Origin of the sequence: Acinetobacter sp. WU_MDCI_Abxb74 (assembly GCF_025513915.1) — a bacterium.
Lineage (GTDB): Bacteria > Pseudomonadota > Gammaproteobacteria > Pseudomonadales > Moraxellaceae > Acinetobacter > Acinetobacter calcoaceticus_C.
Window position 1 is genome coordinate 69300 of the sequence record NZ_JAHPRP010000014.1, and the last position, 20760, is coordinate 90059.

General features: G+C 39.8%; 21 protein-coding genes and 4 tRNA genes. 23 read left to right on the plus strand and 2 right to left on the minus strand.

The features are described 5' to 3' along the window. Positions 1-35 precede the first annotated feature (35 nt). The 4 genes from KTH84_RS17610 (at position 36) to phoU (ending at position 3770) form a co-directional block, all read left to right on the plus strand. Complete coding sequence (locus KTH84_RS17610) at positions 36-617, plus strand: TetR/AcrR family transcriptional regulator (RefSeq protein ID WP_262474509.1); 582 nt, start codon at positions 36-38, stop codon at positions 615-617. Continuing rightward, entirely contained in the window at positions 610-1515 is a 906-nt protein-coding gene (locus tag KTH84_RS17615; RefSeq protein WP_262474511.1) for a DMT family transporter, read from the plus strand. Before KTH84_RS17610 ends, KTH84_RS17615 begins: the two co-directional genes overlap by 8 nt. A gap of 95 nt (positions 1516-1610) precedes the next feature. Next, complete coding sequence (locus tag KTH84_RS17625; protein ID WP_262474533.1) at positions 1611-2942, plus strand: TolC family outer membrane protein; 1332 nt, start codon at positions 1611-1613, stop codon at positions 2940-2942. A 105-nt stretch (positions 2943-3047) separates the two neighbouring features. Next, positions 3048-3770, plus strand: a complete 723-nt coding sequence (phoU, locus tag KTH84_RS17630; protein ID WP_003654470.1) for a phosphate signaling complex protein PhoU — start codon at positions 3048-3050, stop codon at positions 3768-3770. Between the two features lie 312 nt (positions 3771-4082). Here the strand turns inward: phoU and KTH84_RS17635 are convergent, their stop codons facing one another. Beyond that, on the minus strand, positions 4083-4352 hold the full coding sequence (locus KTH84_RS17635; protein ID WP_004699209.1) for an oxidative damage protection protein: 270 nt from the start codon (positions 4350-4352) through the stop codon (positions 4083-4085). Between the two features lie 9 nt (positions 4353-4361). Then, positions 4362-5795, minus strand: coding sequence for an argininosuccinate lyase (argH, locus tag KTH84_RS17640; protein ID WP_017387747.1), 1434 nt, complete (start codon positions 5793-5795; stop codon positions 4362-4364). On the opposite strand from argH, the gene KTH84_RS17645 reads away from it, so the two are divergent. From KTH84_RS17645 to KTH84_RS17735, 19 genes are all read left to right on the plus strand, one after another. Beyond that, on the plus strand, positions 5786-6925 hold the full coding sequence (locus tag KTH84_RS17645) for a sensor histidine kinase (RefSeq protein WP_262474514.1): 1140 nt from the start codon (positions 5786-5788) through the stop codon (positions 6923-6925). The genes argH and KTH84_RS17645 overlap by 10 nt on opposite strands. Before the next feature lie 60 nt (positions 6926-6985). Continuing rightward, entirely contained in the window at positions 6986-7726 is a 741-nt protein-coding gene (locus KTH84_RS17650; RefSeq protein ID WP_262474515.1) for a LytR/AlgR family response regulator transcription factor, read from the plus strand. Positions 7727-7827: 101 nt separating this feature from the next. Further along, positions 7828-8745: a hydroxymethylbilane synthase gene (gene hemC, locus KTH84_RS17655; RefSeq protein WP_262474517.1), complete on the plus strand. Its 918-nt coding sequence runs from the start codon at positions 7828-7830 to the stop codon at positions 8743-8745. Positions 8746-8748: 3 nt separating this feature from the next. Then, positions 8749-9516: a uroporphyrinogen-III synthase gene (locus tag KTH84_RS17660; protein ID WP_262474519.1), complete on the plus strand. Its 768-nt coding sequence runs from the start codon at positions 8749-8751 to the stop codon at positions 9514-9516. A gap of 8 nt (positions 9517-9524) precedes the next feature. After that, the gene (locus KTH84_RS17665; RefSeq protein WP_202743764.1) at positions 9525-10367 is read left to right on the plus strand and encodes a hypothetical protein; all 843 of its coding nucleotides are present in this window, start codon (positions 9525-9527) and stop codon (positions 10365-10367) included. 9 nt (positions 10368-10376) lie between these two features. Then, positions 10377-11570: a heme biosynthesis protein HemY gene (locus KTH84_RS17670; protein ID WP_262474521.1), complete on the plus strand. Its 1194-nt coding sequence runs from the start codon at positions 10377-10379 to the stop codon at positions 11568-11570. A 7-nt stretch (positions 11571-11577) separates the two neighbouring features. Then, complete coding sequence (locus KTH84_RS17675) at positions 11578-12018, plus strand: acyl-CoA thioesterase (RefSeq protein WP_003654484.1); 441 nt, start codon at positions 11578-11580, stop codon at positions 12016-12018. Between the two features lie 194 nt (positions 12019-12212). Further along, positions 12213-12539 carry an H-NS family nucleoid-associated regulatory protein gene (locus KTH84_RS17680; protein ID WP_075431230.1) on the plus strand — a complete coding sequence of 109 codons (327 nt, stop codon included), beginning with the start codon at positions 12213-12215 and terminating at the stop codon, positions 12537-12539. Positions 12540-12874: 335 nt separating this feature from the next. Next, entirely contained in the window at positions 12875-13618 is a 744-nt protein-coding gene (gspN, locus tag KTH84_RS17685; RefSeq protein WP_262474522.1) for a type II secretion system protein N, read from the plus strand. A 2-nt stretch (positions 13619-13620) separates the two neighbouring features. Then, a complete protein-coding gene (locus tag KTH84_RS17690; RefSeq protein ID WP_262474524.1) occupies positions 13621-14460 on the plus strand; it encodes a type II secretion system protein N in 840 nt (279 codons plus the stop codon). Between the two features lie 41 nt (positions 14461-14501). After that, positions 14502-16775: a type II secretion system secretin GspD gene (gene gspD / locus KTH84_RS17695; protein ID WP_262474526.1), complete on the plus strand. Its 2274-nt coding sequence runs from the start codon at positions 14502-14504 to the stop codon at positions 16773-16775. 44 nt (positions 16776-16819) lie between these two features. Beyond that, complete coding sequence (locus KTH84_RS17700; RefSeq protein WP_262474528.1) at positions 16820-17449, plus strand: FHA domain-containing protein; 630 nt, start codon at positions 16820-16822, stop codon at positions 17447-17449. Between the two features lie 65 nt (positions 17450-17514). Beyond that, entirely contained in the window at positions 17515-18183 is a 669-nt protein-coding gene (locus KTH84_RS17705) for a phosphoglycolate phosphatase (RefSeq protein WP_262474530.1), read from the plus strand. 109 nt (positions 18184-18292) lie between these two features. Further along, entirely contained in the window at positions 18293-19786 is a 1494-nt protein-coding gene (trpE, locus tag KTH84_RS17710) for an anthranilate synthase component I (protein ID WP_045437291.1), read from the plus strand. 98 nt (positions 19787-19884) lie between these two features. Beyond that, positions 19885-19960 (plus strand) — tRNA-Thr (locus KTH84_RS17715). Between the two features lie 55 nt (positions 19961-20015). Further along, positions 20016-20099: transfer RNA gene (locus KTH84_RS17720), tRNA-Tyr, on the plus strand. Positions 20100-20136: 37 nt separating this feature from the next. Beyond that, positions 20137-20212 (plus strand) — tRNA-Gly (locus tag KTH84_RS17725). A 13-nt stretch (positions 20213-20225) separates the two neighbouring features. Continuing rightward, positions 20226-20300: transfer RNA gene (locus KTH84_RS17730), tRNA-Thr, on the plus strand. A 146-nt stretch (positions 20301-20446) separates the two neighbouring features. Then, on the plus strand, positions 20447-20760 hold a 314-nt coding region (locus KTH84_RS17735; RefSeq protein WP_004668258.1), incomplete at its 3' end, for a GTP-binding protein.

Sequence of the window (20760 nt, forward strand, 5' to 3'; positions counted from 1 at the left end):
TTATTGGGTAGATCGGTCTACTTAAAAATAAAGCTATGAATGATAAATCTGCAAGACAGAAAATTCTCGATGCAGCAGCAACTTTGTTTTATAACGATGGCATTACTGCAACTGGAATTAACTCAGTTACGGCTAAAGCAGATGTTGCTAAAATGTCGCTTTATAATAATTTTTCTTCAAAAAGCGAGCTTGTCGATGCCTACATTGCTACACGGCATCAAGAGTGGCTTGATCTCTATCAAAGCCGTTTAGAAAAAACCAAATCAGCTAAAGAAGCTATTTTAGCCGTATTTGATGCTTATCAAGACCATGCAGAGTTTGCCTATGAAAAGGGCTTCCGAGGGTGTGGATTATTAAATGCTGCGGCAGAGTTTCCAGCAAATAGTGCAGGTCGAAATGCAGTAAGGCAGCATAAAGAAGAAGTCGAAGCCATTGTTGCCGAGCATTTAAAAAAATTAATACCAGACTCGCAGCGTGTTAGCTATGTTGCTACGCAGCTTTCCTTTCTTTTAGAAGGATCTATGGCAAGAGCTGGTTTAGAAGGTAAGAGCCGTCAACTCCTATTAGCAAAGCAAATGGCAGAAGACCTCCTAAAGAGAGAATGTCAACATGATTAGCCTTATTAAAAATAGTAGTTATGGCGGCACAATTGCGATTTTAGTTGCCTCTGTTTTATGGGGAACAACAGGTACGGCGGCCGCATTTGCACCAACACTTGGTCCACTAGCAATTGGTGCTGTGGCTATGGGTGGCGGCGGGCTTTTACAAGCCTTGGTTGCATCACGGGCGATACGGGAAAACCGTCAGTTTATAAGGGAAAATCTTTCAATACTGCTTTTAGGCATAGCGGCAGTTGGTATTTATCCCTTAGCTTTTTACTCCTCAATGCATTATGCAGGGATTACGATTGGCACCGTGGTTTCTATTGGTTCAGCGCCGCTGATCGCAGCAATTTTAGAGCGTTACTTTGATCGTAAATCTTTATCGAAAATTTGGTTTTTAAGCTTCATTTGCGGTGTTATTGGCGTAACAATGTTGTCGATGGGGGAAAACCATGCGGTCCAAGAGGGTGCAAATGAGTGGAATAAAATATTTGGTATTTTTCTTGGGCTCGTCGCGGCTACAACCTATTCACTTTATTCATGGGCTGCGAAAAGATTAATAGACCGAGGTGTCGCGGCTAAAGCTGCAATGGGCATGATTATGGGTGGTGGGGCAGTGATTTTGCTTCCAACTTTATTGGTTACAGGTGGAGGGTTATTACACAGTTCAACAAACTTACTTGTTGCTGGTTATATGATGCTGATTCCTATGTTTTTGGGTTATTTACTTTTTGGTTTTGGATTAAAAACAGTAAACGCCAGCAAAGCGACGACCTTAACTTTATTTGAACCTTTAGTCGCTGCAATTTTTGCCATTGTGTTGGTGGGTGAGCATATTTCATGGGTGGGTTGGACAGGCATGTTTTTGATTTTTACTTGTATTTTAATATTGTCAAAAACTGAAAGCGCTTAAAAAACTAAAACTTTTAATGGCTTGAGTTTGATCCGATTTTTTCTTAGTCTTAAAGGCAAGTTTTATCGTTGATTTGAACAATGAAAATAAAATTAATGGTCGCTATGGGCCTTTGGAGTTTTGCATCTTCAGGTTTTGCTCTAGATTTGGTTGAGACTTATGAGCGCGCAAAACAAAATGATCCGACATGGCAAGCCAATCAACAACAATTTGAAGCAGATCAACTTAATTTAGGCTTGGCAACAGGAGCTTTATTACCAACGGTCACTTTGTCAGGAAACATTACCCGTAATCGTCAAACTGTAAAACGTTCAAACTTTCTGGGCGTTGACCAAGAAGGGCTTTCAGATGCTTTGGTGAGTAATACGTCTACTACTCGTCAAGCGACGTTAACAGCACGCCAGCCGCTATTTCGAATGGATGCTTGGGAAGGTTATAAGCAGGTTAAAACTTCGGTTGCTTTAAGTGAAATCACTTTAAGACTGCAAAAACAAGATCATGTGTTAAATGTAGCAGAAGCCTATTTTAATGTGCTGCGTCAGCAGGCATTGGGGGTTGCATATTTACAAGAAGAAAAGGCTTTGCTTGAGCAACTCAATATGATGAATGCCAAACTCAAAGAGGGTTTAGTGGCACGTAGTGATGTAAGTGAAGCAAATGCTCAATATCAAAATGCCAGAGCCAACCGTATTTCAACCAATGTTCAATTACTTTTAGCCCAAGAACAGCTTTCTGAATATATTGGTTCTTATCAAGATAAACTTGCTGTACTGCGAAGTGATTTCACTTTTCAAAAACCTTATCCAGCCCAGATTAATGATTGGCTTTCTTTGGCGCAGCAAAAAAACTTAAAGATCCAGCAAGCCCGATTACAGCAAAAATATAGTGAAGATCAGCGCCGTGTAGAAAAGGCCGCGCTTTATCCTCAAATTGATGCTGTTGCAAGCTACGGTTATACCAAACAGACCCCAGAGACACTCATCTCGACGGATGGAAAATTTGATCAGGTGGGTGTGGAAATGAACTGGAATTTATTTAATGGTGGGCGCACCAGAACGTCAATTAAAAAAGCGACCGTAGAAGCCAGTAAAGCTCAGGCTCAACTTGATGCGGCCATTCGCCGTGCCAATGTCGATGTGAAAAGTGCCTTTATGCAGGTCGATACCGATCAAGCAAAACTCGAAGCAAGAAAAGCTGCCATGGATTCGTCTTCTTTAGTTTCCCAAGCTTCAAAAGCGAGTTATAACGAAGGCTTGAAAAGTATGGTTGATGTTTTATTAGCGCAGCGTAATGCTTTTTCGGCAAAACAGGATTATCTTAATGCTCAATATGATTATTTATTGAATGTACTTCGTTTAAAAGCTGCGGTAGGTCAGTTAGGTGAAAAAGATCTGGTCGAGCTAAATAACTGGTTAACTTATCAGTAATAAAATGCTTTTATCTGAATTTTAATTTTGTCATAAAAACTTAATGATTGCTGTGTTCTAATGCTCAATCATTTTATTCCTGCGCCATCATGTTGGAGGCTTCCCTTGAGTCCAAGTAATCCGGTGTTAAGCCATCATATTTCTTCTCAATTTAATGAAGATTTGCAAGATGTAAACACAAAGTTTATGACCATGGGTGGCTTGGTCGAACAACAAGTCGCAAATGCAATTCATGCTTTGCTTGATACAGATGCAAATTTAGCAATTGACGTTCAGTTTAAAGATAACGCAGTCAATCAATACGAACGTGATATTGATGAAGGCCTTACGTTAATTTTGGCCCGTCGTCATCCGGCAGCAATTGACCTACGTATGGTCATTGCAATGAGCAAAGCTAATACAGACCTAGAACGTATTGGTGATGAAGCTGCAAAAATTGCACGTATTGCACAAAACCTCTGTGAAGAGGGCGGCTCCCCACGTGGCTATATGGAAACCCGTCATATTGGTAACCAAGTTCGTGTCATGATTCATGACGCACTTGATGCTTTTGCGCGTTTAGATGCTGATCAGGCTTTACGTGTGCTTTTAGCCGATGCAGATATTGACCGCGAGTATCAATCAGCAACGCGTACATTAATGACGTATATGATTGAAGACCCGCGCCATATTGCTCGTGTGATTAATGTGATGTGGGTTTTGCGTTCTTTAGAGCGTATTGGTGACCATGCCCGTAACATTGCTGAGCAGGTGATTTACATGGCAAAAGGTTTTGATGCTCGCCATACTAAAATTGAAGAAATTGAAGCCAAAGTCCACGAAAAGTAAGACTTGAGCTGAAATATTTAAAAGCCTTGTTTCAAACAAGGCTTTTTTATTTATGAAGATAATAGATAAAAAAATGTCCCGAACTTTGGGGGGAAGTTCAGGACAGAAAATCAAGTACATTAAGAGAAAACACGACAGGGATCGTGGCCTTCTTGCTATAAATTGATATTAAGTTCTTCGCTTTTTGATGTCATGTAGAGTCCTGTTCTCTCTATGTAAGGCTTTTTATGCTTGTGTAAGTTTCACGTAAAAAAAGGCGGGTCTATGTATATAGATCCGCCTTTTTAATGGTGAGTAAGCTAAACAAACCGATTATTCTGGTTTCCAGCCTTCAGCTTTTTCTACGCTTTCATCATTGTTGAAGAATTTTTCACGTTGTTCTTCAAGAAATTTCTTCGCATCTGGTTCAAACACATTTAAGCGCTTTTCATTAATCAGCGTTGTTTGGTGTTGTAACCATTCTTGCCATGCTTGTTTAGAAACATTTTCAAAAAAATCTTGGCCTTTAGCACCAGGAAAAGGAGCGAAGTCTAGACCTTCCATTTCCTTTTGATATTTGCGGCAAAATACTTGTCGGCTCATGTTTTATCCTTAAGCGTATAACTGTTCTAAACGTGTATGGGCACGAGCAATCGCAGCTTCAACCTGTTTTGGTGAAGTTCCGCCAATATGATCACGTGCATTTACAGAAGCTTCTAGTGTTAGAGCTTTATCAAATACATCTGCTGTGATTAAGTCTGAGAATTGTTGTAATTGCTCAAGCGTTAACTCAGATAAATCTTTTTCTTCAGCTACACCTAAGGCAACTGCTTTACCTACAATTTCATGTGCATCACGGAAAGCAACGCCTTTTTTCACTAAATAGTCAGCAAGATCGGTTGCCGTAGAGAATCCACGAAGTGCAGCTTCACGCATGATTTCAATATTTGGAACCAATGCAGGAATCATGTCTGCGAAAGCCATAAGTGAACCACGAACCGTATCGATTGCATCAAATAAAGGTTCTTTATCTTCTTGGTTGTCTTTGTTGTAGGCCAATGGTTGACCTTTCATGAGCGTAAGTAAGCTAATTAAGTCACCAAATACACGGCCTGATTTACCACGAATTAGCTCTGGAACATCCGGGTTTTTCTTCTGCGGCATGATTGAAGAACCAGTACAGAAGCGGTCAGGAATATTTACAAATTTGAACTGTGCAGAAGTCCAAAGAATCAGTTCTTCTGACATACGTGATAAGTGCATCATAATTAAAGATGCAGCTGCATTAAATTCAATGGCAAAATCACGGTCAGATACAGCATCGAGTGAGTTTTCACATACAGCTTCAAAACCTAATAATTCTGCTGTGTAAGCGCGGTCAATCGGATATGTCGTGCCGGCAAGAGCGGCAGAACCAAGTGGTAGACGGTTGACACGTTTACGGCAATCTTGAAGACGCTCAGAGTCACGTACTAACATTTCAAACCAAGCCAGCAAGTGGTGACCAAAAGTCACGGGCTGAGCAGTTTGTAAATGTGTGAAGCCCGGCATAATTGTATTTACATTTTTGGCAGCCAAGCCTAGCAAGCCTTTTTGTAGGCGCTCTAATAATTTTAAAATGTCATCAATTTCGTCACGTAGGTAAAGACGAATATCGGTTGCAACCTGATCGTTACGGCTACGACCAGTGTGTAATTTTTTACCTGTAATACCAATACGTTGAGTCAAACGTGATTCAATGTTCATGTGAACATCTTCAAGATCGATGCGCCATTCAAAGGTTCCAGCCTCAATTTCTGAGCGAATGGTGCTTAAACCTTCAATAATGTCATCGCGTTCTGCTTCTGTGAGTACGCCAACTTTCGCAAGCATGGTAGCATGCGCAATAGAACCCGCGATGTCTTGTTTATAAAAACGCTGGTCAAACTGAACAGAGGCGGTAAATTCGGCTACAAAAGCATCCGTCGCTTCAGAAAAACGACCACCCCACATACCTGAGGTCTGGTCTGGGGTTACTGAATTAGGGGGATTTGAAGATGTGGTCATGGTGGCTCAGTAAAATAAAAAAGAGTATATCACTTGCCGAAGCTCAACAAACAAAGTTGTTTCCTACAGCATACCGAAATCAAAATTCCTCCTATTTTTTTACGAAAAACGGGCGTTGGCAACACTTATTCGAATTAATTATCGCAAGTAACATTTTGGCACTGGTTTTGGCACTGGCTGAAGCCCAGTCATGGCAAGCATTAAGCGGTGGACGTCTTTTACAATACATCGTTTTTATTAACTGGATAATATTGTCGTTTTTTGCCTTGGTTGAACACCTTCAAGGTTTTTTTAGCGGCTTACGTCAAGAGTTTGCCTTGGCTATCGGTTTTGTCATGCTGCAAGGTATTGTTGTTTTGACGACCTTAATAAGTAATTTTTTTCAGTTTGGTCTTTTAAATAAACATGTTCCTTTAACACAGGACTGGAGCATTTATTTTACCAATGTGCCTTTATATCTAAGTTATGGAATATTGCTGGGGGCTTTTTGTTTACGTTATTTATATGTCCGAGAACAGTGGTTGCGTCAACAATATGCAGAATTAAATGCCCGTATTCAGGCTATGCAAGCGCGTATTCATCCTCATTTTCTATTTAATAGTTTAAATAACGTGGTGAGTTTAATTGCGATAGACCCAAATAAAGCAGAAGGTATGTTGATTAGCCTGTCACGTTTATTTCGCGCGAGCTTCCAAGAATTGAAATTGGTGAGTCTGCATGAAGAAATTGAGCTGAGTAAACAATATTTAATGATTGAGCAGGTACGTTTGGGTGAACGTTTAAAGGTAGAGTGGAAAATTGAGCTTTCACCTGTCCAACTGAAACAGATCACTATTCCTTTATTGACATTACAACCTTTGTTAGAGAATAGTATTTTTCATGGGGTAGAACCAATGTTGGGCAAAGCAACCATAGGGGTATTGGTTGAAATATTGCAAAATCAGGTCAGTATAGTCATTACCAACCCATATACAGACGATACAATAAATTCACGGAAAGGGCATGGAATCGCGCTTGAAAATGTAAAACAACGCCTGAAAGCATATTATGGGAATTCCGTAAGATTTCAGGTTTATAAAGGTGAAGCCTTATATACCACCATTATGAGCTATCAATATCAAACAAAATAATAAGTTAGTCAGAGTTAACCATAAAAAAATGGATCAAGTTAACGGTGACAAGGAGGATGAATGAAGGTGCTGATTTGTGATGACGAACCATTTGCAGTGGAGCGATTATCACGTTTAGTTTCAAAGATGGGACATGAAGTTGTATCAACAGCTCATCATGGACAGGAGGCCTTGGAACAGGCGCGGCTTCATCAACCGGATGTAATCTTACTTGATATTCAAATGCCAGGTATGAATGGTCTTGTCTGCGCAGAACAGTTAAGTCAATTCAATCCACGACCTGCTATCGTATTTTGTACTGCCTATGATCAACATGCATTGGAAGCATTTAAATCTCAGGCTCAAGCTTATCTTCTTAAACCCATCGACCCTCAAGAACTTGAACAAGTTTTTAGTCAACTGACTCAACTGACTCAAGCACAGCTCAATGCTTTGCCACAACATGATTTTTTACATGATCTAAAAACACAACGGCATCAAATTGCCGCAAAAACCTATCGTGGAGTTGAGCTGATTCCTGTTGAAAATATTTATTATTTTTTAGCAGATCAGAAATATGTCACGGTGCGTCATCAAAATGGCAGTGTATTAATTGATGAAACATTAAAAGAGCTTGAAACCGAATTTGCAGATCAATTCATTCGCATTCATCGCAATGCATTAGTTGCGGTTACCTATTTAGATGGATTGGAGTTGGTCAGTTCTGGGCAATATCAGGTTCGATTACGTGGTTTAGATGAACGACTTTCGGTGAGCCGTCGACATTTATCTATGCTTAGAGACCGGATTCATCAGCTCTAAACTTAAAAAGAGTTATCTTGGACGTGCGAGATTTTACTTGCATTTTTAAGGGATCAAGTTAAGTTTAGGGTGTATTGTTTGACCAGCCCATGCTTGAATTTATGAAAACCTTGAAAATTGCTACACGACAAAGCCCACTTGCTCTTTGGCAGGCAGAATATATTCGTGCCCGATTACAGGAGCTTCACCCCGATTTAACGGTGGAGTTGGTTAAGTTTGTCACGCAGGGCGACAAAATTTTAGATACGCCTTTAGCAAAAATTGGTGGGAAAGGGCTGTTTGTTAAAGAGTTAGAAGCAGCACTTTTAGATGGGCGTGCAGATTTAGCTGTACATTCAATGAAAGATGTTCCGATGGCTTTGCCAGAAGGTTTAACCTTGGCGGTCATTTGTGAACGTGAAGATCCATTAGATGCTTTCGTTTCAAATCAATTTGAAAAATTTGCTAATCTGCCTCAAGGTGCAAAAGTTGGTACATCAAGTTTACGTCGTAAATCTCAGATTTTAAAACAACGCCCTGATTTGCAAATTATTGACTTGCGTGGAAATGTTGGGACACGTTTAGCGAAGCTAGATGATGGTCAATATGACGCGATTATTTTAGCGAGTGCTGGTTTGAAGCGGTTAGGGCTGTCAGAACGTATTCGTCATTGTTTAACACCAGACATTAGTTTGCCTGCGGTGGGTCAAGGTGCATTGGGCTTGGAATGCCGTGCAACTGACCAAGACGTATTAGCTTTAATTCAACCGTTATTACACCAAGAAACAGATGTTTGTGTGCGTGCTGAGCGTGCTTTTAATGCTTATCTTGAAGGTGGTTGTCAGGTACCCATTGCAGGTTATGCCACACTACAAAATGGAAAAATCCATATTGAAGGGCGTGTCGGAAGTCCTGATGGTCAAACATTATTACGTGCTGAACTGACAGACGAAGCCAGCAATGCTCATCAATTGGGTGAAAACCTTGCTCGAAACTTACTTGATCAAGGTGCTGGCGAGCTATTAAAGGCTCTCTACTAAGCTATGTTGTTTATTAATACTCGACCTGATTCTCGGGCTGCAGAATTAACTGAAGTTTTGCAAAATGAAGGTTGTCAGGTTGAGTCTTTACCTCTTTTAGAACTCGTTGCCAAACCCTTTTCCGAACATTTACTTCAGCTTTACCAGCAATTAGTTAAGGCACAAGCTATTGTTGTAGTGAGCCCAACCGCTGTTGAGGTGGGGATAAAGTATTTGGCACAAAGCGGCTTAAAACTAGCTGACTTGAAGCATATTCAGTGGATTGCCGTTGGGCAGTCAACGGCCAATTGTCTAAATGAGTATGGAATAGAGGCGCATATTCCAGATGTTGAAACCTCTGAGGGGATGTTAAATCTACCTATTCTGCATCATATGAAGCAGGCGGATAGCATCGCTTTTTGGCGGGGAGAAGGTGGGCGTCAATTTATGATGGAGACCTTGCAACAGCAAGGAATTCAGATTTTAAATTTCGTTTTATATCATCGGCAGTGCCCAGAAACTTCCTATTCCACATTCAAACATCTGACACAGAATTCAAATTATAATTTAAATAAATGGCTGGTCTTAATTACGAGTGAGGCGAGCTGGAAGTATTGGTTAGAGCTTTGTTCAAAAAATATTATAAAACCTGATTGTGTATATTTGGTTTTAGGACCACGTCTTTTTCAAATTGTTAAAGAATATCGCGATCAGCAACAGGCTCATTTTCACATTATTCAACTTGAAAATTTATCGCCTTCGGGGATGATTCATCACATTCAGGCATTATAAGGATTCGTATGAGAAAACTTGTTTCTATCATCATTTTACTGGGCGTGGCTTGGTTGGCTAAGCTCAGTTACGATATGTGGCAAATTTCTCGTACTGTTCCCGAGCTTAAGCAAAGTCTGCTTCAATCAGAACAGCACTATGCCAATCTAAATGATCAATTGGTTGCTTTACAACGACAATTACAGAATCAACCTGTAAATACAGGGAATAAGCTGAGTCCGGTCGGCAATTTAGAAGCTCCACCGATGGGGATTGCTCCTACAGTTTTAATAAAACAAAAATTAGATTTAATTCAATTTGCAATTGATCAGCAACAATTGATTTATGCAGTTGATCAATTAAACCAATTGCAGCAATCCGTTGTGTATTATGAAATTGCTCCTGCATTGCAACAAAGCTTAAATCAATCGCTTGAGCAGGATAAGCAGGCAGTTCAACAATTTACATTGGCTCAAAATCAACGCCATCAATTGATTGACGATTTATTACAGACGATTGATAAAAATATTCAGCAAGCCTTAGCTCAGCCTAAACTTGAGATGGATCAATCCGAGGCTGTGTCTTGGTGGAAAAAATGGTTCCGTATAGAAAAAGTAGAAAACCCCTCTATTAATTTAATGAATCGAAGTGTAGTGCTCAAAGAAGTTCAACTAAGATTATTAATTGCTGAACAGGCACTCAATCAAGGGAAAATGACAGAGTTTCAAAATGAGTTGCAATCTGTGATGCAAAAGTTAGATGAAATGCCTGATGCAACCAGTCAGCAGTTAAAAAAACGTATTGCTAAAGTGGCACATTTATCGGTAGTGCCTGTTCCTAAATTATCTACACTTGGTCTAATTGGCTCATAAGGAGGAGATATGAAACACCTCCTGTCGGTTTATTTCGTAATTAGCTTAATACTCTTTGCAGCTTTAGCTTTATTTAGTTATGGCTATGGAATGGGGTATGTCTATATCTACTGGCGACAATTGCAGTTGCAAACAAATGTCTGGGGATTAACCCTTGCTTTTGTGGTGATGAGTTTTATTGCTCAACTCATATGGCTTTGGGTTAAACGATATTCCTCTCGTGAGCAAAGAAAAAGTGAAAATATCTTCCAGTTTAAAAACCTTCATCCCTATGAGCAATTAGGTATTGTCTGGTTATTAGAAGCCGCCGAAGACCAACGTGTATTTATTGAGCGTGTTTTTACTCAGTCAGGACTTTTAAAAAATATTATTGATGCCAGATTTCTGGTTTTAAGTGGAGATTATCCAAAAGCATTAACTGCTTTAGATCAATCACCGCCCATGGCATTTGAATTGGCAGAGTTAGAGCGAATCGAAATCTTTTTAGCCCAAAACGAAGCTGACCGTGCATTAACCCATCTCGAATTTTTATACCAGCATCAGTTATCGCCTTGGCTTGAGGAAATAGAAACAGCCTACCAGCAAAGATTAACTGCGTTATGGGGGCAATTAGCGCTGCAACATCCATGGGTATATTTACGGTCAATGAAGTATGGATTATTAGATGCTGAGCACCGTGATTTATGGCTGCAGCAACTTCTTCAGCAGTTTGATCAAGCTTCAATTGACGACTTGCATGCCTTGCAACAACGTTATCTAGATTTAGAGTCTGAGATTCAAACTCGACCTTATAGTAGTAAGTTGTTATGGCTCAAACTATTAGCGCGTATGCCTGATATGAGCATGCAGCATGCAGCCTTAACACTACACCTATTAAAAGAGCAGTTCGATCCAGAAGTGTTTTACCTGTGGTTTCAGCAACAGTTGCTTAAACAGGTTCCAGACTATGTTGATGTCGAAGAAAAAATTATCGAATTTGAAAATCAATATATGAATTTACCAGTTTTAACTTTTGCAAAATGGCATGTCTATATGGCAACCGGACGTCAAGCAGAGGCTGAAACATTATTAACATTATATCCAGATAATATTTTAATGAGCTATTTGCGTATTAAGTCGACCCTTAAAGAAGATGAAGTGTTAATCAATCAGTTAAACCTAATCTTTGAAAATGATGCGAATTTTTTAAAATTTAAAATATGAGGCAAAAATGAAAGAACTGTCTGTCTACCCGATAATATATGAACAGAAAGTAGCGTGGGGAGATATGGACGCTTTTGGTCATGTCAATAATGTACAATATTATCGATATATTGAAAGCTCACGTATTTTATATATGGAAGCGATAAATATATTAACGCCACAATTATATACCGTTGTAGCCTCAAGCCAGTGTAAATACTTAAAGCCAGTTTTTTATCCTGATGTGTTGAAAGTCGGTGTTCGCGTGGAAGAGCTCCGTAATAGTGCGTTCCGTATGGCTTATATATTATGGAGTGAAACACAACAACAAATTGTGGCTACTGGTGAAGCTGTTATGGTATGCGTAGATAAATTAACAGAACGAAAATGTGAAATACCTCAGGAAATAAAACAAAAAATTATAGAGCTAGAAAAAACTGTTGGACATGACTTAATACATTTATCTTAAATAAATATTAATTAAATATATTTCATTTATAATTAATAATGTAATTAAAAGGTAATTTTTTTGGTTATTCTGATGAACACGGCTTTCAAACTATTGCTTATTGAATAGATTATAAATAATATTGGTCTTGATTTTATGTTTTTAAATTTTGTCTGTATTATTTTGAATTGTCTGTAAGACTGGAGTATTTATTAATGAAACCGGATATCAGTGAATTATCTGTTGAAGAGTTAAAACGTTTACAAGAAGAAGCGGAAGCTTTAATTGTGAGTAAAAAAGATCAAGCAATCGAAGATGCTTATAATCAAATTATCGAGATTGCTGAAAAAGTTGGCTTTACTGTTGAACAGCTTCTTGAATTTGGTGCTCAAAAACGTAAGAAAACTACACGTAAATCTGTAGAACCTCGTTACCGTAACAAAAACAATTCTGAAGAGACTTGGACTGGTCGTGGTAAACAACCACGCTGGTTAGTTGCTGAAATTGAAAAAGGCGCAAAACTTGAAGATTTCTTAATCTAATTGTATTGCTCATAATAAAAAGCCAAGCAAATCTGCTTGGCTTTTTTTATGCGTGAAAATATCTAAAATTTTGTAGTAAATATTATTTAAAAAATTGAGTGCTTAAATTCATTTTTAAATAGATTGTTGAGATCAAATGTACACTTAGTAAGTTGATTAGCCAGTTTTCATGATTTTGTCATACGTTCAACTTATAGTCTTAATACAGAAGCCAAGCCTGATTGCTTGGTTTTTTTATATGAAGTGAATTGGCGATGTTGAAAAAGTATGCATAATGTCAGACTAGGGAGCTACTCTCAAAATAAGGACGATAATTTGCATGTTGGTAAGGCTGAATGAAGAAAAAGTCTAAGCAATGGAAGTGGTGGTTATTTGCCCTCATTGCATTTTTAATTTTTATTATTTTACAGATCCCCGCGACGTGGCTTATTTCTAAATTTTCAAAGAATAATCAAACTCTACACAATGTAAGTGGAAATATCTGGCAAGGCCAAGCAGATTGGCGGCGCGGTACTTTGAGAGGCTCGATTCATTGGAAAACTAGACCTCTTGACCTGTTTTTATTAAGGTTCGCGGCTGATGTAGATATCCATAGTGGAAATACCCAATTATCTGGGGTAATGGCTTATGGTATGGGTAAAAAAGTACTTATAAGGACAATGAATGGTCAAATCGCGCCTGAAACATTAAAACAAGTTGTGAACTGGCAATGGCCTGTGAACAGTATCCAGTTAAAAGATATTGATTTTAATTATAAAAAAGACCAAGGTTTCGCCGCAGTTGATGGCCAATTGCATTGGGGTGGTGGTGCTTTAATTTATAATATTGGTGACCGTCAAGACCGAATGAATATGCCTTCTTTAAATGGGCAATTAACGGATCAAAATGGTCAATTACAGATTGATATACGTGATCAACGCAGTCAAAAAATGGCAAACCTTTTATTAGATGCCAATATGATGCTTGATGTGCAGCTTACACAAAGATTATTACTGAATATTCCGTCTTATGATGGAAAAGCTGGTTTAGATACATTTGTCATTAGTTCTCGTCAACCCTTAATACAAGGGGGTAACTAATAATGAAAGTATGGATTGAAAAATTACAGCAACTACAATGGCAAAAATTAGATCGGCTAAGCGTTATTGTATTTGCCTTTTTAATTTTATGGCTATGCTGGAAATTGGCTTCATTATTTTGGTGGGTTATTGCACCTCCTCAAATGATGCAGTTCGATCGGGTAGAGTTAGGATCACAGCAGCCACAAATTCCTAACATTAGTACTTTTTCGCTTTTTAATGAACCTTCAGCCAATGCAGCTCAGGAAAATGTCAACCTAGAATTGCAAGGTGTGATAGTGGGTTATCCGAACCGTTTTTCTTCGGCTGTTATTAAGCTTGATAATACTGCTGATCGGTATCGGGTGGGTGAAACAATAGCTTCTACATCCTACCAGCTAGCAGAAGTTTATTGGGATCACGTGATATTGCGTCAAGGTAATGGAAGTACGCGTGAGCTTCAGTTTAAAGGTTTGCCAAACGGGTTATATCAACCACCTAATCCAGAGGCATCCCCAGCAAATCCGCCGACCGCTACTCAACAGGCACCTTCGGCTAATAGTACTCAAGAAGCGCTTGGACAGGCTATTCAGCAAATGCAAGGTAACCGTGAACAATATCTACGTGATATGGGCGTAAGCGGGAGCTCAAGTGAAGGTTTTGAAGTTACAGAACGTACACCCACTGCGCTTCGAAATAAGTTAGGTTTAAGGCCGGGTGACCGTATTGTTTCTTTAAATGGTCAAACGGTTGGGCAGGGACAAACGGATGTGCAGTTACTTGAACAGGCTCGTCGAGCTGGGCAAGTGAAATTAGAAATAAAACGTGGTGATCAAGTGATGACCATACAACAAAATTTTTAGTGATAACACGTCACCATAAGAGTTAGGAAATATCGCAAGTTATGGCTTTTTTGAATCATCAACGTCCACTTTGGGCATTACTTGCAGCAGCCCCATTGATTGCGACAGTGAGTAGCAGTGCCTATGCCCAGACATGGAAGATCAATTTACGTGATGCTGACTTAACTGCATTTATTAATGAAGTTGCAGACATTACGGGGAAAAACTTTGCAGTAGATCCGCGAGTGCGTGGCAATGTCACCGTAATATCCAATAAACCCCTCAATAAAGATGAAGTTTATGATCTATTTCTCGGGGTCTTGAATGTAAATGGGGTGGTGGCAATTCCCTCTGGGAACACCATTAAACTGGTGCCGGATAGCAATGTTAAAAATTCGGGAATTCCTTACGATTCTAGAAATAGACTGCGGGGTGATCAAATCGTCACTCGAGTGATTTGGCTTGAAAATACCAATCCAAATGACTTAATTCCCGCACTTCGCCCTTTAATGCCTCAATTTGCACATATGGCTGCAATAGCAGGCACGAATGCGCTGATTGTTTCAGACAGGGCTGCGAATATATATCAACTTGAAAATATCATTCGTAATCTAGATGGTACGGGGCAAAATGATATTGAAGCCATTAGCTTGCAATCGAGTCAGGCGGAAGAAATCATTACTCAACTTGAGGCGATGAGTGCAACAGGAGCTTCGAAAGATTTTAGCGGTGCACGTATCCGTATTATTGCAGACAATCGAACGAATCGTATTATGGTTAAAGGTGATCCTGAAACACGTAAGCGCATTCGCCACATGATTGAAATGCTAGATGTGCCTTCGGCAGACCGTTTAGGGGGCCTAAAAGTTTTTCGATTAAAATATGCAAGTGCAAAAAATTTATCAGAAATTTTACAAGGCCTTGTAACAGGACAAGCAGTTTCTTCGTCAAATAGTAATAATTCTTCTAATTCGTCGAATCCGATTAATAATTTAATGGGTAATAACCAAAATTCAGGTTCAACAAATTCAGGTTCAAGTGGTACTTCAATTTCTACGCCTTCAATAAACTTGAATGGTAATTCAAATAGTAATAATCAGAATAATATCAGTAGCTTTAACCAAAATGGTGTAAGCATTATTGCGGATAATGCCCAAAACTCGTTAGTTGTTAAGGCTGATCCACAATTAATGCGTGAAATTGAATCTGCTATCCAGCAGCTTGATATCCGCCGTCAGCAGGTACTCATAGAAGCAGCGATTATTGAAGTCTCAGGAGATGATGCAGATCAACTCGGAATTCAATGGGCGCTAGGTGATTTATCCAGTGGAATAGGCTTGCTTAGCTTTAGTAATGTGGGTGCAAGTTTGTCTTCTATTGCTGCTGGTTATTTGTCTGGTGGTTCGGCAGGAGCAGCATCTGCTATTGCTGGTGGTGCTAATAAGGGTAATGGTGCAACTTTTGCTGTGGGTAATTTTGAGAATTCTCGGAAGGCGTATGGTGCATTAATTCAAGCCCTCAAAGCTAATACCAAATCAAATTTACTTTCCACACCGTCCATTGTGACTATGGATAATGAAGAAGCTTATATTGTTGTAGGTCAGAACGTTCCATTTGTAACAGGGTCGGTCACTACAAACAGTACAGGTATCAATCCATACACAACTGTTGAACGAAAAGATGTCGGGGTGACATTAAAGGTTGTTCCACATATTGGGGAAGGCGGTACGGTTCGTCTTGAAGTTGAGCAAGAGGTTTCGAACGTTCAGACCAGTAAAGGACAGGCTGCCGATTTAATCACTAATAAACGTGCTATTAAAACTGCTGTATTGGCCGAGCATGGTCAAACAGTTGTTTTGGGTGGTTTAGTCTCTGATGATGTTGAGCTCAGTCGTCAAGGAATACCGGGATTAAGTAGTATTCCATACGTAGGTAGATTGTTCCGATCAGATAGTAGAAGTAATACAAAGCGTAATCTACTCGTCTTTATTCACCCTACGATTGTAGGTGATGCAAACGATGTGCGCCGTTTGTCTCAGCAGCGTTATAGCCAACTTTACAGCTTGCAATTAGCGATGGATAAAAATGGTAATTTTGCCAAACTGCCTGAACAGGTTGATGACGTCTACAATCAAAAAATGACACCACCAAGTATTGCCTCTCAGCCAAAAAATTATCAACAGGTTCCTTCAGGTGGAAAAAGCTCGACAGTCACTACACCAGTTGCTGTAGAGCCAGCAGTGCAAAAGCAAACTTTACAGTTACCAGACCCTGAGGTGAACCGTACTAAAAATACGGTAACAACAACGACATTGCGTCCAAGCACAGCACCATAGTAGCGTGTTATTATTGAGAAAATGATGGATTAGGACACATAGGCATGACTTGGAAATTACAAGCAATTACTGGTGAGTTTACTGGACAAGAAATTAATATTGATCGTGATATATTGGTGGGGCGCCATCAAGATGCCGATTTATTATTACAAGCTGCTGAGATTTCACGTCGCCATGCAGCTCTGCTTTTAAAAGACCAATTACTTTGGGTTCAAGACTTAAACTCTTCGAATGGTACATTTGTAAATGACATTCGTATTGAGCAAGAGAAGCAATTGCATGAGGGCGATATTGTTCAATTCGCTAGCTTTAAATTCTCTGTGTTTGCACCTGCGCAAGAAGTTGCTGATTTACCCGAAATTGAAGCAGAACCTGTAAATACGGCACCATCTCAAGATTTAAGCGATCAAGGGATGCCAAGCCTTACAGAGCGTGCTACTGAAATAGAAGTGAGCCGCGATGGTATGCCGCAAAATATTTCTATACCAAAACCTGCACCTATTCCAGAAGGTATAGATGTTAAAGCACAGCAGCCACAAGCGCCTGTTAGCTTTGATGAGCCTGTTTCTCGTGTTGCTGAAGAAAAAGAGCAACAGAAGAATGCCTCAGTTGGTTTAATCACTATTATTATTTTAGTAATCTTAGCTTTATTAGCATGGTTATTCTTTAAATAATCTGTTGGTGCTTTTACAATCAAGGCATGCTAAACGCATGCCTTTTTAATTTTGAGAAGAAGAAGATGTCTGTTGCACAACTAAGTAAGCGCGATTTAATTTTATTTGATCTAGATGGAACACTGGTTGATTCTGCTGCTGATTTATATAGATCAATGAATCTAAGCTTGCAAGAATTAGAATGGCCTTTAATAACAGAAGCCCAGATACGAGCATGGGTCGGTAAAGGAGTGTCTAAACTTTGTGAAAGTGTTCTGTTACATATTTTTGGAAAATTAGACACCGAACAACATAAAGTCCTCTTACAGAAATTTGTTGACATATATGGGGTAGAGCTTTGTGTGAATACTCAAATTTATCCTGGAGTAACTGAGTTCTTAAAGCACTGTAAAGCTTTGAATATACATATGGCATGTGTTACCAATAAGCCTGTGCAACTTGCTCAAGGGTTAATTGATGCCTTAGAACTTTCTTCTTATTTTCAAGTTGTCCTTGGGGGAGATAGTTTGCCAGAGAGAAAACCACATCCATTGCCGTTGTTGCATTGTATGCAAAGTTTAAAGGTATCTGCTTCGCACGCGCTCATGATTGGCGATTCAAGTAATGATATTGAGGCGGCGCGCCGTGCGGGAATTGATTGTATTGTGGTTAGCTATGGCTATAATCATGGAGAAAATATCTATGATTGCCAACCTCAGCAAGTGGTTGATAGTTTGGCTGAGTTAATTATTTAATGAGTGAAATGGAGATCAGCATGAATAAGCGTATGGTTTTTCGATGGCGTGTCTAAATCGAAACTAGAAAAACACTGTTTTAAATCGAAACCATATTAGAGAAAAATTCATGACCACATTAGCGCAATTTGAACAACTTAAGGCATCGGGTTACAACACTATTCCAGTTTATCGCCAGCGTTTGGCAGATACGGAAACACCTTTATCTGTTTTTGCTCGTTTTAAGGAGCAAAAACAAGCTTATTTATTTGAGTCAGTTGAAGGTGGTGAAAATTGGGCACGCTACTCCATGATCGGTTTAGGCGAATCGACAGTTTTTTCATGTAATGCAGGGGTCTTGTCTATACAGCATGCTGATGGCTCAATTACACAAGAAGATTGCCTAGATCCATTTCAATATATTCGTGAATTTCAGAAGCAATTTACAGTGCCACCAGCTGAGCTTTTGCCAGCATTACCAAGTTTTACTGGCGGGCTAGTGGGTTATTTGGGATATGATGCAGTTCGTTATATTGAGCCACGTTTAAAGAATGTACCTGCGGCTGATCCAATTGCTTTACCAGATTTGTGGTTGATGCTCTCAAAGACAGTCATTGTCTTTGACAACCTGAAAGATACTTTATTTTTAATTGTGCATGCAGATACAACGCAGGCACATGCTTATGAAGATGCTCAGCAAAAGTTAGATCAATTAGAGCAGTTATTAGCTACACCAGTGAGTTTGCAAGCTAAGCCGCATACACCGCCTCATTTTGAATCGATTACGGGTAAAGCGAAATTCCTTGAGACCATAGAAAAGGTTAAAGAATATATCCGTGCAGGTGATGTGATGCAGGTTGTTCCGGGCCAGCGTATGGTTTCGGACTTTGATGGTGAGGCTTTACAGGTTTACCGTGCTTTACGTCATTTAAACCCTTCACCATATTTGTTTTTGGTACAGGGTCAAACTATTACAGATAACAAACCATTCCATATTGTAGGATCATCGCCTGAAATTCTTTCTCGTCTGGAAAATGGAATTGCGACAGTTCGCCCGCTTGCTGGTACAAGACCGCGTGGAAAAACTAAAGAAGAAGATATCGCTTTAGAAAAAGATTTACTTTCTGATGAAAAAGAAATAGCAGAGCATTTAATGTTAATTGACCTTGGTCGAAATGATGTTGGTCGAGTTTCTAAAATTGGTAAGGTTAAAGTGACTGATCAAATGGTCATCGAGCGCTATTCGCATGTCATGCACATTGTGTCAAATGTACAAGGTGAGGTGCGTGATGATATTGATGCACTAGACGTGTTTAAAGCAACTTTCCCGGCAGGTACTTTATCTGGCGCACCGAAAATTCGTGCAATGGAGATTATTGATGAAGTTGAGCCTGTTAAGCGAGGCGTTTTTGGTGGGGCAGTGGGGTATCTAGGCTGGCATGGTGAAATGGATATGTCGATTGCAATCCGTACGTGTGTTATCCGTGATAAGAAGGTATATGTGCAGGCTGGAGCAGGCTTGGTTGCCGATTCAAACCCTGAATCAGAATGGAATGAAACACAAATAAAAGCTCGCGCAGTGATCAAAGCGGTTGAATTATCATCAAACGGATTGATTTTATGAGTTTTTAGCAGTTTTTTTTAAAAAACTGCTTGCATCGTTTGGAAGTTTTGCTAAACTGCACACCGTTCCGATACGAAACGTACGAAACACTAAGAAGCGCCGGCATAGCTCAGTTGGTAGAGCAACTGACTTGTAATCAGTAGGTCCACAGTTCGAATCCGTGTGCCGGCACCATCTTAAAAAGTGTAAAGTTGTTGAGTGAAGAATAACACTGAAATAAGTGTGAAGTGGTGAGATTCCCGAGCGGTCAAAGGGGGCGGACTGTAACTCCGCTACGAAAGTTTCGAAGGTTCGAATCCTTCTCTCACCACCATTAACTTCGATTGAAGTGCTAAGTATACCAGCATCGTGCGGGAGTAGCTCAGTTGGTAGAGCGGCAGCCTTCCAAGCTGCATGTCGCGAGTTCGACCCTCGTCTCCCGCTCCATCGAAGGATAATCGCTCTTATAGCTCAGTGGTAGAGCACTCCCTTGGTAAGGGAGAGGTCTCGAGTTCAAATCTCGATAAGAGCTCCAGATACAGTTTAGTAGATTTTCTACAAAGATTTAAAAAGCAGGCTTATTAGTCTGCTTTTCAAGTATTGGGTGTTTGATTTTTTAGGCGATATGTCGATGCTGAGTTCGGCTCAGAGTGGTGTTCGACGTAAACGAGGAATATAAACATGGCTAAGGCTAAGTTTGAACGTAATAAGCCACACGTAAACGTGGGCACAATCGGTCACGTTGACCATGGTAAAACAACTTTAACTGCTGCGATTGCAACTATTTGTGCAAAAACTTACGGCGGTGAAGCGAAAGATTACTCACAAATCGACTCAGCACCTGAAGAAAAAGCACGTGGTATTACAATTAATACTTCACACGTAGAATACGATTCTCCAATCCGTCACTACGCTCACGTAGACTGCCCGGGCCACGCCGATTATGTTAAAAACATGATTACTGGTGCTGCTCAGATGGACGGCGCGATCCTTGT

Coding starts and splice junctions, on each gene's coding strand:
- KTH84_RS17610 (WP_262474509.1), top strand. CDS start 36: ATGAATGATAAATCTGCAAGACAGAAAATTCTCGATGCAGCAGCAACT.
- KTH84_RS17615 (WP_262474511.1), top strand. CDS start 610: ATGATTAGCCTTATTAAAAATAGTAGTTATGGCGGCACAATTGCGATT.
- KTH84_RS17625 (WP_262474533.1), top strand. CDS start 1,611: ATGGTCGCTATGGGCCTTTGGAGTTTTGCATCTTCAGGTTTTGCTCTA.
- KTH84_RS17635 (WP_004699209.1), bottom strand. CDS start 4,352: ATGAGCCGACAAGTATTTTGCCGCAAATATCAAAAGGAAATGGAAGGT.
- KTH84_RS17645 (WP_262474514.1), top strand. CDS start 5,786: ATGTGGTCATGGTGGCTCAGTAAAATAAAAAAGAGTATATCACTTGCC.
- argH (WP_017387747.1), bottom strand. CDS start 5,795: ATGACCACATCTTCAAATCCCCCTAATTCAGTAACCCCAGACCAGACC.
- KTH84_RS17650 (WP_262474515.1), top strand. CDS start 6,986: ATGAAGGTGCTGATTTGTGATGACGAACCATTTGCAGTGGAGCGATTA.
- hemC (WP_262474517.1), top strand. CDS start 7,828: ATGAAAACCTTGAAAATTGCTACACGACAAAGCCCACTTGCTCTTTGG.
- KTH84_RS17660 (WP_262474519.1), top strand. CDS start 8,749: ATGTTGTTTATTAATACTCGACCTGATTCTCGGGCTGCAGAATTAACT.
- KTH84_RS17665 (WP_202743764.1), top strand. CDS start 9,525: ATGAGAAAACTTGTTTCTATCATCATTTTACTGGGCGTGGCTTGGTTG.
- KTH84_RS17670 (WP_262474521.1), top strand. CDS start 10,377: ATGAAACACCTCCTGTCGGTTTATTTCGTAATTAGCTTAATACTCTTT.
- KTH84_RS17675 (WP_003654484.1), top strand. CDS start 11,578: ATGAAAGAACTGTCTGTCTACCCGATAATATATGAACAGAAAGTAGCG.
- KTH84_RS17680 (WP_075431230.1), top strand. CDS start 12,213: ATGAAACCGGATATCAGTGAATTATCTGTTGAAGAGTTAAAACGTTTA.
- gspN (WP_262474522.1), top strand. CDS start 12,875: ATGAAGAAAAAGTCTAAGCAATGGAAGTGGTGGTTATTTGCCCTCATT.
- KTH84_RS17690 (WP_262474524.1), top strand. CDS start 13,621: ATGAAAGTATGGATTGAAAAATTACAGCAACTACAATGGCAAAAATTA.
- gspD (WP_262474526.1), top strand. CDS start 14,502: ATGGCTTTTTTGAATCATCAACGTCCACTTTGGGCATTACTTGCAGCA.
- KTH84_RS17700 (WP_262474528.1), top strand. CDS start 16,820: ATGACTTGGAAATTACAAGCAATTACTGGTGAGTTTACTGGACAAGAA.
- KTH84_RS17705 (WP_262474530.1), top strand. CDS start 17,515: ATGTCTGTTGCACAACTAAGTAAGCGCGATTTAATTTTATTTGATCTA.
- trpE (WP_045437291.1), top strand. CDS start 18,293: ATGACCACATTAGCGCAATTTGAACAACTTAAGGCATCGGGTTACAAC.